Raw genomic sequence first — 13,302 nt, forward strand, 5'->3', positions numbered from 1 at the left:
TTGTGTTCTTTAAGATGAAAAGTTACATTTGCATCCGCGTTCTAAATAAGGACGCAAGTTCTTGAAATTATATTGAATTGGAGAGGTGCCTGAGTGGCCGAAAGGAGCGGTTTGCTAAATCGTCGTACCCTAACAAGGGTACCCAGGGTTCGAATCCCTGTCTCTCCGCAAAATATTAGATAATCAATTCGGGGTGTAGCGTAGCCCGGTTATCGCGCCACGTTTGGGACGTGGAGGCCGCAGGTTCGAATCCTGCCACCCCGACAAATTATAGTTTAATTCCTATATCAAAAAACTGATAATCAAGAGATTATCAGTTTTTTTTATATGATTTCATTTGATATCCTGTTAAAATCAACTAAAAGGTACGCAATTAGGTGTACACTTTCTTCCCAGAAATGTCAAAATTATAAAGTGCTTTTAAGAGCAATTTGACTTTTTACTGAACAGCAAGCTAACATTGTAAAAGGGATAGATTTTTTAGTAAACAATAAAAAACCATATTTTTTACTATACAAGTAGAAATCTAACAATTAATCGAAAATTTGAACATTGTAATAATTTTACTAAATTAGTACTGAATATCAGCTAAATAATTCTTAATTAAGTACCATCGATATAGTATATCGAATTATCTCTCACTTACATCAATTGTTTTGAATAAATTGATTTTAATTAATAGCAAAATTGTTTTATTACTTATTTATAAACGAATATTGGTAAGTAATTTGAAAAGAAACTTTTAAATAGAGTATTGTTTTTAGGCTGCACATTTTAGGGTTAATTTAAAAAATAAAGCATGTTATGTTTTTCTAAGCAGATTATCACTTTACTGGTAATAAATTCTATATTTTGTTTTTCAATTTCAGCTCAAGATATTGAAAACATTGGCAACCAAGAACCTTTTCAAATTTCTGGTGCCATTGGCGGAACTACTATATATTTTAATGCAGATGGCAGAACAGCTGTGTCAGGAAAGGAAACAAATACTTCAGCGGAAGTGCCTATTTATTATTAAAACTCGTTGTGCATTTTGAATTTAAAATAGTGTTAATGTGTCAGTTTGAGTGATTTTGAGGAACGAAAAATTGTATCGAGAACCAATTAAAAAGCTAAAATTCTTATTCTCGATACAAATTTTACTCATTTCAATCGTAAAATCCACTCGAACTGACAGAATTTTATCAAAATGCACAATGGTTAATTAAACTTAAAAATTATGAAAAAAATAGCAGTATTATTAATTACTATTTCAGTTTTTACTTGCGGATATTCACAAGATAGAACCTCAGCGAAGAAAAAGAATGTAACTACAACAACAAACTCCGTAGTTAAAAAGAACCTTAAAGTAAAAGAGCCTTCTAAATTTAAAGTAATAGTAGCTAAAGGAATTCAAGATTTTCATCCTAAATATCAAGATGTTTATGTTAAGTTTGGAAGAGTACAGGTATCGCCGTTAAAGATTGATTATATTGAATACAGTCCTGTTTTTAATGCTACTGGTTCTAAGCAAAAAGCATATTATATAATAGTAGGAGGGGCGACGAAATGGAAAAAATCATCAAGTGAATATGATCCAAAGCCATATATGCTTTTGTCTTGGTCATTTAATAATTATGAAAAATACAAAGAAGTTATTAGCTTGTTAGGGAATCGGGATAAGGACAAAGGGAAGCTATTGTTGGCAGGTGCTTCGGGAAATTATGAGGGTTATGTAGCTCTTTTGCCTTTGGGTTTTCGTGATTATTTGCAAGTGGAAGAATAGTTCAAACAAAAAAAGACCTCAAGATTTTAGATGTTGAGGTCTTTTAGTTTAGTCTAAAAAAATTAGAACTATTATTCCTTAATAAATTTTTGAACTACTCTGTTATTGTTGGCATCTTCAATATTAATTAAATATAATCCTGATTTTAAACCGCTTATATCCAATCTGTTATTGATGAGTTTACTAGATTTTAAAACTTGTTTTCCTGTGATATTGAACAATTCAACTTTAGAAATAGTGTTAACCCCTTGAATATTTAATACAGAACTAGCAGGATTTGGGAATACTGAGAAATTAGCAGAGGTAAAATCATTGCTACTTAAAGTATTGTCAATAACTACTGAACTAATCTCAACAGTTCCTGCATCAGTCGCTTTTCCATTAGCAAGAGATCCTATACCAATAACGAATGTTTGGTTACCTGTCCATCCTACAACACCAGTCATATCAAAAGAATATGTTTTTTGAGTACCATCGCTTACAGTCATAGCTTGTGTACTGGTTGAGCCACCAGCAACAAGGCGCAGTTGGTCATTTAGCGCAGAATTGTTTTTTAATGTAATATGAACGTACTTGTTTGCACTAGCATCGGCATGATGAAATGTTTGTTCTAACTTTGCAAATTTAGCTGGAGTTGGCGTAAATGTTAAAATGCCTCCTGTTGGACCAGAAATACTTCCGTTATTAGCTAAGAAACCTTCAGTAAGATTATCTGTATCAAAGTTAAAAGTTTCTTTGAGCGTTGTAGTAGGGGAAGCTGCAAACTCTATTTTATCTATGTCAATACTAATTTGTGCGCCGCTGGGAATAATGTAGTCTGCACCTGATGTACTACCATTGGCTGTTTTAAATTGTATTCTTAGCCTGTCTTTTGTGCCAGACCAATTGGAGTTTGTTAAATCTATCCAGTAAGTTTGAAATGATCCGTCACCAGAGGTTATAACTGAATTTTTTTGTGTCCAACCGGAATCATCTGTCTTCCGATATGCAAAGCGAAGGTAAGTTGGTCCAGTTGCATCATTATTTTTGATGGTAACACCTACCCATTTGTTTACATCTGCATCAATCCCAGCAGCCACGGGTATTTCAACATTCGGATTAATTAATGTTGCACCATCTCCTACAACAGAAGTAAGTGTATAAAAAGTTGGATTTGTAGTAGCTGTAAAACGAAATAAAGTATTCCACCCATCATCCGAGGATGTGAAATCAAACTGTGCAAACCCTACTAAAGGTAAGATTGTTAGTAAAATAATAAATGTAATTTTCTTCATGATTTAAGTATTTAGTAATTAATAATTAGGGTTATAATTTGATGTTTCTGCATTATCAAAAATTATTTCTGACATGCAAAGACCTTTAGTTAAAGGAGGGAATTTTAATATGTAATTATTAGTTCCGTCAGTACCGCCGACCGAACTCTCGTTTAAATTTAAAAGTTTAATGGTACTTATGGTAAAATCAATTATGCAATTAGCTAATATAGGGGTTTTTAAACTTTTAACATAATTATTTGCTTTTAATCGGGTTTTTGTTAATCTGTAACCAATATTTGTAGCTTTATATATACGAATATCTTTGTTAAAAATTTTATTTGCTTTTTCAGCAGCAACCTCAATAAAATAAGATTCCGTAAATGCAGGTGTCCAATTACCTGCCACAGGAGCACTCAAAACATGTCCTATATGAATACCTCTTGCCATATTAATTATCATGTGCTGTGGTGTAATTTGGATGGCAACATTTAATGACATAGCTAAAAGTATTAATATTATGGGATTTTTAAGTGCTTCATTATGGTCAGTAGCTATTAACAGAACTTAAGCTTAGGTTCTTTTTTTTCCAGCTCTTTGAGCCTTAACCTGAGGTTTTGTTAAAATCTCCTTAAATATTTTCTGAAAGCATTTTTTGTTTATCTGCTTGATATCATCTTTAGATTGACCGTTTTTCTTGGCTTGTTTTACATCCTTTAACCTATTTACATGAAGGGTTTGTATTTTGGTTATTTGATCGTCTGTTAATGCTAAAGATGTATCTATGGCAATTATTTGAGAATTTAATTCTTCAATCTTTTCGTTTGCTTTTTGTATGATGTTTTTAGGTTGTGCAAATCCAGAAACCGATAAACCTAAAAGCAATAGACAGGTAAATAGTATTTTTTTCATAATTCTTTTGAATTTTAGTTGTGGTAGTTTTGTGCTTTACAAAATTCTAAAAATTATGCTATTTAAAGGTTTAATAATAGTCTGATAGCGTTTAAAAATCGTGAATTTGAAATTATTGTTGAAGAAACAAGCTGGTTTTTAGTAAAATACACTTTGTTTAAAGATATATATTTGAATTAAAAAATTAACTTTTCAATAGGAAATAATTGCCATAAACCCTCTAAGTTTTCTTGTAAAATAACTTCGGGATCGCCTCCTTTTACATGGCCTAAAATTCCAAACGGTCCTGAATATTTTAAATCCAATAACTGTTGAATCATATCTTTTTCAAGATTCCCTTTTCCAATCGTGATGATTTTAGGCCCCTCTTTTTTCATACCATTCAAATTGACACACCATAAATAGGGCAGTAGCAATTTGATGTTTTTTGAATAGTGTTCTAATTCATCATGGGCATGATGAAAATTGAAAATAATACCAAGATTTTCTTTTGGTAAGCTTTGAATGATTTTTAATTGATTTTTTGGGTCGCCAAACCATCCGCCATGATTATAAAGCGCAATTTTACAGCCTAATTTTTTTGCGCGTTTTGATAGGTATAGAACTATTGCTACAGTTTGCCTTAAGGATTCTTCTTCTGATAAGGTGTCAAAATAAGTAGGTTCAAACCCCACCCAAATTTGTGTTTTTAATCCAACAGCTTCTAAATTTTTAAATACTGCTTCACTTTCAGGTTTTAGGGTATTGGGTTGGTCTTTGTTCAAATTGATGTACAGCCATACAGCTTTTATGGCTATGTTTTTTTCTTTGGCTAATTCCCATTCTTGGCGCATGGTTGGAATATTCTTGGGTCTGTTTCCATAGGCATATTGATCATAGCCTAAACGTTCCAACATTTCCAAGCGTTCTTTGGGTGTGCGCTCCTTTACATCAAAACCAACAATAGACCAGGGGATTAAATTGGTTTTATCAAAAAGTGAACTAGTTTTAGCTGTCTTTTGTTTACTCATACCGCATCCTCCAATAGCCATAAAAGAACATGCAATTAGTATCATATAAAAAGATTTTATATATCCCATTATTTCCGATCGATTAAGATGAACAGCCAATTTATAGATGATTATGCAAACTAGTGATAAAAAAAGTCGTTTTTAACCCTAATTAACGCTGAACATACTATATAAGTCAACTTTCAAACCAGAGTAGTGCATTTATGCCTTACTTTAGTGGCTTCATATTTATTAACCAACCAAATAAATTAAATTATGAAAAATTATTATGCTTTTTTTATGCTGCTCATCAGTAGTTTTACTTATGGACAGAATACGTATTACGTAGATCAACAAACAGGAGACGACTCAAACAATGGCACAAGTTTAGCCAGCGCTTATGAAACCATTGAAGCAGCTGTTGGAAACCTTCAAGCTGGAGACACCATGTATATTGTTGGAGAATACCACAACCCTAGCTATAACCCTAACTATAGCTATTCCGGTAATATCAACGATTCCCATATTTGGCATGCAGAGAACACCGTAAAAATCAACAACTTAAATGGTACTGCTTCACAATATATAACCATTTCTGGATACAATAACGCTACGGTGTTGAAAGGCGACGGTGCCAATATATTAAGGATTACCAATAGTTCTTATTTAATAATTAAGGATTTTGAAATAGAAGGGGAGGTAGATAATATTCCCCTTTCAACGGCACTTTCTTTACAATTTCTTTACAGAATAGGAAGTAGTACGAGTACACAACATCGTGTGCCACCGGGAACAACAACTGCACAAGTAGAAGCATTATATTCTCAAGAAGGTAGTTTGCCTAAATTAAACAATTCAAAAAGACCAAGCTATACCGATACGCGTGGCCTGTATTTTTCAAAAGTGCACCATATTGATATTTTAAACAATACGGTACACCATACACCGGGAAATGGGTTTAGGGTTTCTGACGGCGATTATCTAAACATTACAGGAAACGAAGTATATAGCACCTCTAGAAAATCGTATTCTGGAACACACGGTATGGTAATTACCAACTCATTAAGTTTTGATACTAGCAATGCCACAAAAATCTTTATCACTAAAAACAAGGTGCATAATAATTACAATGAAATTTATTCATGGGCGCCTACTAAAACTTTTATAACACCTCGTATTGATGAAGGTAAGGGGATTTCTTTACAACGAAATGATATTGATGATAATGGTACGCCTAATGATCCAAACGATGATACTGGATGGCTAAATGGAAGAATTTTAGTGGCTAATAATTTAACTTATTGGAATGGCTTTAGTGGCGTACATAGTAATACGGGTTTACGCATAGATTTTGTGAACAATACCTGTTTTATGAATTCTTACACCAATACTGTAACGTATGCAAATGAGGTGCAACAAGGTAGAAATATTGGTGCTAGTGCTCAGGGTGGAGCGGACAATAAATTTATCAACAACGTTATTTATATTGATAATGCTTGGGAAGGCTATCCTATTTCCATAGCAAACGAAAGCAATGTAGAAGTTCGGGATAATTTGGTGTTCGGTATTAATGGTAGTGTTACAGAAGATTTAGATGTTACGGCTATTGCTGTAAATACAACGATTGCCGACCCCTTATTTAATAATACTGCACAATTGGATTTTGGTTTACAAACTGGGTCTCCAGCTATTGATATCGCCAATACTGGTTTTGCGCCAACAGATGATTTTTTTGGAAACCTAAGGGATTCTAATCCAGATTTAGGAGCCATAGAAAATATGGATAGTGTTCCAACCTTACCTGAAGCGCCTACCAACGCGGCGGCTGTAGAAACGAGTTGTACCTCAATTGCTATCACATGGGACGACAATTCAGATAATGAAGATGGATTTAAGATTATGCGAGGTATAAACGGAAGCAATCACACATTATACGAAACAACTGCGCCAGATGTCACATCTTTTAATGCGGAAAATTTAGATGAAAACACTACTTATAGTTTTAGGGTTAAAGCATTTAATGTGGTAGGTAATACTTCAGCAAGTCAGGCTAATGTCATTGTAACATCAAGTTGCGGAGTTAATAGTGTCGATGCCACTAATGATGCTTATGTACGGAATGGGAATAAATCTGGAAATAATTATGGCAGTAATTCTGTCATGCAGATAAAAGAAACAAGTAAAAGCAACAAAAAAAGACACGCCTATATTCAATTTGATGTATCAGATTTAACCACGACCCAAGGAAATATTGTGTTGCGTATTCAAAACGACGGTAATAATGGTTCGGTTAAAGTGCATGAGCTTTCAAATGATAGTTGGGATGAAAACACCATCACTTGGAATAATAAGCCTAGTTCTACGGGTTTAATTGGGACGTTAACCCTAAATAACAATGCAACAAATGAAATTGATGTGACCAGCTATGTCGTTAATCAAGTCAACGGCGATGGTGTTGCAAGTTTTGTGTTAAAAGGAAATAACTCAACGTTATATAAAATAGCAACGAAAGAAGGATCTTTTGCTCCAGAACTTGCTGTGGCAGGTACAACTTCAAAAAGGTCTAATGGTAAGCAAATTGCGGCATCATCTAACGTTACGTCGGTTAAAATATATCCTAATCCAGCAACCGATAGAATAACTGTTAATTTTGTTGCAAGTAAAACTAATGCACTAAATACAGTACGTGTTTATAATAGTATTGGGCAACTATTGATTCATAAAACCACTAATGAAAGTTTGTTAACCATACCATTAAATATCAAATCTGGTATTTACTTTATGGAAGTGGAAAGCCAAGGCAATAGGACTATTAAAAAAATAGTAAAACAATAAATACCATAAATTTTCCAATAAAAAAGCGACGTCAAATTTACGTCGCTTTTTGTTTTTATCAACCTTATTGCACGCTGCTACAAGCAGTCTTTTTTTGTAATGACCTTAAAGAATGGTTATAGAAAAAGCACATTCAAAAGTAGTTTGTCAATTTAATTTCTGCATGCCTTCTTTTTAAGATCGTATAGTATCAATCATTTAAGGATTAAAATTGTCAATTAAAAAATAGCCTGACTTAAAACAAACCTAAAAAGTCTAAAATTATACCTATTTTATCGGCATAATGTTTATTTTTACCGACGAAATAAATATATATGAGAAAATCCTACATTAAACAACTTTTGTTATCGACTTTATGTCTTCTATTTATAACCAATGCGATAGCGCAAATGGATATGATGAATGCATTGCCCTCAAATTTGGCAACACACCAAGCAATACAAAACGGTTCTTGGTTTGATACCACCACTTGGAATACTGGAACGGTACCTTCAACAGGTGCCATCGTATATATTCCTGCCAGTATTACTGTAGATTACGAAGGCTCTTCTGGAGATCATATTTTTGCCATTAGAGTTGATGGAAATTTTAATTGTAAACAAACAAACTCTAGCCAAACTACGCGACTAAAATTCGATACTTTTTTTGCAATGAGTTCTTCTTATGTGACATTTTTGGCAAATAATGCTTCAGATGGAGACATCATTATAAATATAGAACCTTTTGATATTGAAACCTATCGTGCGGGCAGTAATATTTGGTCTGCAGCAGCCGAAACTCATTTTAGGGATAACGGTGTGGTTACTTTTAAAACCAGAACTGGCCAAGGTGATGATAGATACAATACTTTCTCAGAAGCACAGAGCGGAAACTTTCAAATTGTAGAAGGTGTAGGCTCAACAATCAATGATGGTTCTGGTGTTTTAGGACGTTATGGTTGGGATCCTAAACAATTAAGTTTGGGAATGGTCACCATGGGCCAGTTGGAAATTATCGGTCAGGAAAAACTGAATATGGCAAAATTAGCAGCAGATGCTACTTCTGGTCAAAACAGTATTGAATTATCAGAAGTGCCTACAGGTTGGGAAACCAATGACGATATTATTATCACAAGTGGTGGCAACGCTGGGGCTTCAAATAATGGCGAAGACCAAGTTGCGATTCAAAGTATTTCCGGTACAACACTTACTCTAGATTCCAATTTATCTAAAAACCACGAAGGACGATCAGCAGATAATTTACATTGTTATGTTGGGAATCTTACGAGAAACATCTTAATAAAATCACCTTCAACAAGTGTGGTTTCACAAAGAGGACATGTTATGGCAATGCATAACGATACGAATGTTCAAATAAAAAATGCTCAATTTTTAAGATTGGGAAGGACTGATAAATCAGTACTGTTAGATGATTTTGTTTGGGACAAATGGTTAGAGCCCGTTGTGTTCACTTCAAAAGTATCAGCTTTAGGACAAGAATGTGCAGAAATGCGAACTATTCCCGTAAACGAAGTTACCAACCCTAGAGGGCGCTATTCTATTCACTTACACAAATTGGGCGCAACAGCTACTGCAACTATGGCTCAAGTAACTGGAAATGCGGTTTGGGATAATCCAGGTTGGGGAATTACACATCACGATTCCCATGCCAATGTTTCAAACAATGTAGTTTACAAAATTATTGGTGCTGGAATTGTTTCCGAAACTGGAAGTGAAACGGGAACTTGGGATAACAATTTGGTGGTTAATGTGAGCGAAGGTCATAGTGTAGATCCTTACGTAGCCTCTTTACATCATGATGATTATTTGTTTTCTGGTCAAGGACTGGCTATGAAAGGTCGTGCAGTATTGTGTAGAAACAACGTCATTGCAGATACAAAACAAGGTGTTGGTATAATTAATATGAATAATGCCATTAATAATTTAGACCGATTGGATGCACAGGCTTTGGCAACTACTAGAGTTGGCTATGAGGTTGATAATTTTCCGTTAAGTACAAACGGTTACAGTAAGGAAGGCGATGGTGTTATGCCAGTCGAAGCTGCCTTAATTATGGAAAATACTTTGGTTATAGATTCCAATAGAGGCTTACGTTCCATAGAACGTGATATGGGAGTTAATAGCGAAACACGTTCCATTTTTGATGGCTTTAAAGCCTGGGGAATTAAAACAGGGATTTCTATTACTTACCAAGCAGATTATTCATTTAAAGATGTTTTTATCTCTGGAGATAATGCCAGTAATGCTTTAGGAATTGATATGTGGAAACATTCACACAATCAAACCTTTGAAGGGATAAAACTTGTGGATTTAGAATATGGTATCAAAGTATCTAGAGTGGTATTGAACAATTCACAAGGGCCTAAAACACGAAATAACGGTTTTACACCATGGGTTTTTGTAGATATGCAAACTATTAACGTTGGTGATCTTTATGAATTGGAAGTAGATAACCCAAGCGTTAATGCGAGTTTTAATTATACCGAACATACCGATAATACCATTCATTTAAGTTCAAGCGATATTGTTTCTAGGCCAACAACTTTTACAATTATAGACGATTCTACATTAGAAGTTGACTATGCTGAAGTAGGTGCAGATGCCTTACGCTTTGAAGTTGACGGTGTGATTACCGATGATTTTGGAAGTTACGACATGGGTATTCAACAAGCATTGGCACAAGGTAATCTAAGGGAAGGGTATCCAAAACGTATCTATCAGTTTGCTTCACATGCTAAATTTGAAGAATATCTTACCGTTAATGGCGTTTATAAAGATGAAAATGATGGAGACCAATTGTATTTTATCATTAAAGAAAGTTTACCAAACAGACGTGATTTTGATTATACCGAATTTCCAGTACGTGTAAAAATCATGAACGCCCCTGCATCTGGAGTGTTTGCAAGTCCGCAAGTGGAAAGTGCCGCTGCACTTGCACCAAAAGATCAATTAATTAGTCGTTTGGCAACTGTGTCTCAAAGTTCTACAAGAAGCAATTTGAGTTATGATGATGGTACACATCCTTCCGCAACCATTACATTGGAAGCAGAAAAAGCCATTGATGGTAATACTAACGGACGCATAAATGCACAGTATTATCAAAGAGGTTTAGTGCCTGTGGGTAGTTTTTCGCATACCAAAAATGAAATGGAGCCTTATTATGATTTAGATTTTGGCGAACAAAAACTCATCAGTTATTTTGATATTTGGAATACGGTTGAAATTAATGGAGCTGGTATAGAAACGCCATCTAATCATTTTAAGAATTTTTCAGTATTTATTTCAGACACACCTTTTACAAGTACCACGTTTGCAGGTTCGCAAGCAGAATCTGATTATGAATATGAAAAAAACTCATCGCCAACACTCAAATTTTCCCAAAACAATTTGAATGCAATTGGTCGTTATATGCGTATTCACTCCTCACATTCAAGTAATATCAAGATAAAACTTGCTGAAATAGAGGTTGTTGGTCGTACTTACACAGGTACTTTAAGTGATGATGAAATAGTAGATAATACGATTAGTATATATCCTAATCCAACAAATGGAGTCATAAATTTAAATCTGAACAAAACCTACAATAATGTAAACATCAGAGTTTACAATATATTAGGACAAACTATTTTGACGCATCATTATGACGATTTGGAAAACACAGAACTTCGTTTGCAAGGTGAATCTGGAATTTACTTTGTTGAAATTAAAGGGGATGACAACTTAGGTGTTGTTAAGAAAGTATTGAAGAGATAGTAATCAGTCTCAGTTTACAGTCGCAGTCTCAGTCTCAGTTTACAGTCTCATTTTGGAAACTGTAAACTGAGACTGCGACTGTTTACTATTTTATTTCCTGACTTGTAATCTCACTTTCCTTAAAGCCAATACGTTGCGCAATAGCATAAACCGTTTTCCCTTTTGCAACAGCAATTGGTTTAGAATACAACTGCCATGTGCTGGTCAAATCTGGCTTATTATTAGGATTATCTGAAATATAATACCCAATTGAAGCTCCTTTTGTTTCTGAAGATAGCGTTATTGTCTTTCCTTGAGACGTTTCGACAGAGCCTGTGCTGAGCGCAGTCGAAGTACTCAACGTGACAGTAGCGGTAACAGGCTGCTCAAAATTAGGCCACATTTTGTTTATCAGTTGTGCTTCTGGCTGCAAACCTAAATCAGGTCTATCTTTTACATGTTTTTTTAGTGTTGTTCTCATTTCAGCTAAAACCGAAGCATAGTCTGGATTTTTAACTAAATTATTGATGTTGTGTGGATCTGCTTTACAATCGTATAATTCTTCATTGGTTTTTGTTTCGAACCAAATTTTCTGAATCTCGTTTAATTTGTCTTCATCTCTTAACTCCAGAAAAGTGGACATCATAGGTACATTCTTTCTGTAACCTACATCTTTGTATTTTGGCAACTCAGGAAAGTCGTTACGTAAATATAAAAACTGGTCGTTTCTTACGGCTCTAATTCTATCTGTGAATTCATCAAACCTATCAGAACTTCCAAAAATATAATCTCTTTCTTCGGAATCAAATTCGCCTAAAAACGCATGTCCTTCTAAATATTCTGGAGGTTTAATACCTGCTAAACTTAACATGGTTGGCGCTAAATCTACAAATGAAATCATACGGTCTGTTCTGCCTTTTTCAGCTACACCTTTTACCATAAAAGGTACTTTTAAACCAGAATCGTAAATCTCACGTTTTTGTCTTGGCAACGGTCCGCCATGGTCGCTATAAAAGAAAACAATAGTATTGTCATACAAACCATCATCTTTTAATTGTTTGATAAATGCACCGACTTCAGTATCCATTAATTCAATATTGCTGTAATGTCTCGCTATGGTATTTCGGGTAGCTTCGTTATCTGGGAAATAAGGAGGCACTTTTACATTTTTTGGATTTATGGTTAATGGTAAATCACTCTTTTTCCAAAGTTGACTTTCATGGGTGGTGCCAATATTAAATACTGAAAAAAAGGGTTGACCTTTTAGTGCGTTTCTCCAATGTGCTTTAGTACTATTTTCGTCCCAGGCTGTTACTGGGGCTGCAAATTGATAATCGGTTTTTCTATTATTTGTACAGTAATATCCAGCTGCTCTCAAATATTCGGTATAACATTTTACGTTTTCTGGAATTACTGCCGAATATTGAATTATTGAATCCCCTTCAATATCTACTCTATCTGTTTTTTTGTAAGTTCTTTTTCCTAAACCCATCACATCTTGTCCCGTGCGCATGTGTATGGTCCCAATCGTTGTTGGATACATGCCCGTAATTATAGACGAACGGGTTGGGGCACAAACGCCAACTACGGCAAAGGCATTATCAAAAATCAAACTTTCTTTCGCCAATGCATCCAAATTTGGAGTTTTGGCTGTAGTATCACCATAAAAGGATAGGGTAGGACTGATATCTTCTGTTACAATCCAAACGATGTTAGGTTGCATTTTTTTAGATGTTACCGCAGCTTGTTTTTCGTTTTTCGAATTACAAGAAACACATAAAATAAATACAATTAAGGACAGTAAATGTTTCATAGTT

General features: G+C 34.5%; 9 protein-coding genes and 2 tRNA genes. 6 read left to right on the forward strand and 5 right to left on the reverse strand.

Features of this window, described 5'->3' with window-relative positions; genetic code table 11:
• Positions 1-79 precede the first annotated feature (79 nt).
• From ABXQ82_RS02850 to ABXQ82_RS02865, 4 genes are all read left to right on the forward strand, one after another.
• Positions 80-168, forward strand: a tRNA-Ser gene (locus ABXQ82_RS02850).
• Positions 169-189: 21 nt separating this feature from the next.
• Positions 190-264 (forward strand) — tRNA-Pro (locus tag ABXQ82_RS02855).
• A 535-nt stretch (positions 265-799) separates the two neighbouring features.
• Positions 800-1,018, forward strand: coding sequence for a hypothetical protein (locus ABXQ82_RS02860; RefSeq protein ID WP_367054554.1), 219 nt, complete (start codon positions 800-802; stop codon positions 1,016-1,018).
• 201 nt (positions 1,019-1,219) lie between these two features.
• Positions 1,220-1,765, forward strand: a complete 546-nt coding sequence (locus ABXQ82_RS02865) for a hypothetical protein (protein ID WP_367054556.1) — start codon at positions 1,220-1,222, stop codon at positions 1,763-1,765.
• Between the two features lie 71 nt (positions 1,766-1,836).
• Here ABXQ82_RS02865 and ABXQ82_RS02870 read toward each other — a convergent pair whose 3' ends face one another.
• From ABXQ82_RS02870 to ABXQ82_RS02885, 4 genes are all read right to left on the reverse strand, one after another.
• Entirely contained in the window at positions 1,837-3,039 is a 1,203-nt protein-coding gene (locus tag ABXQ82_RS02870) for a T9SS type A sorting domain-containing protein (protein ID WP_367054559.1), read from the reverse strand.
• A gap of 18 nt (positions 3,040-3,057) precedes the next feature.
• Entirely contained in the window at positions 3,058-3,519 is a 462-nt protein-coding gene (locus ABXQ82_RS02875; RefSeq protein ID WP_367054561.1) for a hypothetical protein, read from the reverse strand.
• 72 nt (positions 3,520-3,591) lie between these two features.
• Positions 3,592-3,930, reverse strand: a complete 339-nt coding sequence (locus ABXQ82_RS02880; RefSeq protein ID WP_367054564.1) for a hypothetical protein — start codon at positions 3,928-3,930, stop codon at positions 3,592-3,594.
• Between the two features lie 176 nt (positions 3,931-4,106).
• Entirely contained in the window at positions 4,107-4,985 is an 879-nt protein-coding gene (locus ABXQ82_RS02885) for a TIM barrel protein (protein WP_367054567.1), read from the reverse strand.
• A 210-nt stretch (positions 4,986-5,195) separates the two neighbouring features.
• Here ABXQ82_RS02885 and ABXQ82_RS02890 point away from each other — a divergent pair, with 210 nt between their 5' ends.
• Both ABXQ82_RS02890 and ABXQ82_RS02895 read left to right on the forward strand, forming a co-directional pair.
• The gene (locus ABXQ82_RS02890; protein WP_367054569.1) at positions 5,196-7,754 is read left to right on the forward strand and encodes a DNRLRE domain-containing protein; all 2,559 of its coding nucleotides are present in this window, start codon (positions 5,196-5,198) and stop codon (positions 7,752-7,754) included.
• Positions 7,755-8,068: 314 nt separating this feature from the next.
• Positions 8,069-11,506 carry a T9SS type A sorting domain-containing protein gene (locus ABXQ82_RS02895; protein ID WP_367054571.1) on the forward strand — a complete coding sequence of 1,146 codons (3,438 nt, stop codon included), beginning with the start codon at positions 8,069-8,071 and terminating at the stop codon, positions 11,504-11,506.
• An 85-nt stretch (positions 11,507-11,591) separates the two neighbouring features.
• Here ABXQ82_RS02895 and ABXQ82_RS02900 read toward each other — a convergent pair whose 3' ends face one another.
• Positions 11,592-13,298 carry a sulfatase-like hydrolase/transferase gene (locus ABXQ82_RS02900; RefSeq protein WP_367054574.1) on the reverse strand — a complete coding sequence of 569 codons (1,707 nt, stop codon included), beginning with the start codon at positions 13,296-13,298 and terminating at the stop codon, positions 11,592-11,594.
• Between the last annotated feature and the right edge of the window lie 4 nt (positions 13,299-13,302).

It is taken from the genome of Algibacter sp. 2305UL17-15 (genome assembly GCF_040720935.1).
Taxonomy (GTDB): Bacteria; Bacteroidota; Bacteroidia; order Flavobacteriales; family Flavobacteriaceae; genus Jejuia.

Excerpts from the sequence above, each read along its gene's own strand:
- ABXQ82_RS02895 (WP_367054571.1), top strand. The coding sequence starts at position 8,069 with ATGAGAAAATCCTACATTAAACAACTTTTGTTATCGACTTTATGTCTT.
- ABXQ82_RS02880 (WP_367054564.1), bottom strand. The coding sequence starts at position 3,930 with ATGAAAAAAATACTATTTACCTGTCTATTGCTTTTAGGTTTATCGGTT.
- ABXQ82_RS02885 (WP_367054567.1), bottom strand. The coding sequence starts at position 4,985 with ATGATACTAATTGCATGTTCTTTTATGGCTATTGGAGGATGCGGTATG.
- ABXQ82_RS02900 (WP_367054574.1), bottom strand. The coding sequence starts at position 13,298 with ATGAAACATTTACTGTCCTTAATTGTATTTATTTTATGTGTTTCTTGT.
- ABXQ82_RS02875 (WP_367054561.1), bottom strand. The coding sequence starts at position 3,519 with ATGTCATTAAATGTTGCCATCCAAATTACACCACAGCACATGATAATT.
- ABXQ82_RS02870 (WP_367054559.1), bottom strand. The coding sequence starts at position 3,039 with ATGAAGAAAATTACATTTATTATTTTACTAACAATCTTACCTTTAGTA.
- ABXQ82_RS02865 (WP_367054556.1), top strand. The coding sequence starts at position 1,220 with ATGAAAAAAATAGCAGTATTATTAATTACTATTTCAGTTTTTACTTGC.
- ABXQ82_RS02890 (WP_367054569.1), top strand. The coding sequence starts at position 5,196 with ATGAAAAATTATTATGCTTTTTTTATGCTGCTCATCAGTAGTTTTACT.
- ABXQ82_RS02860 (WP_367054554.1), top strand. The coding sequence starts at position 800 with ATGTTATGTTTTTCTAAGCAGATTATCACTTTACTGGTAATAAATTCT.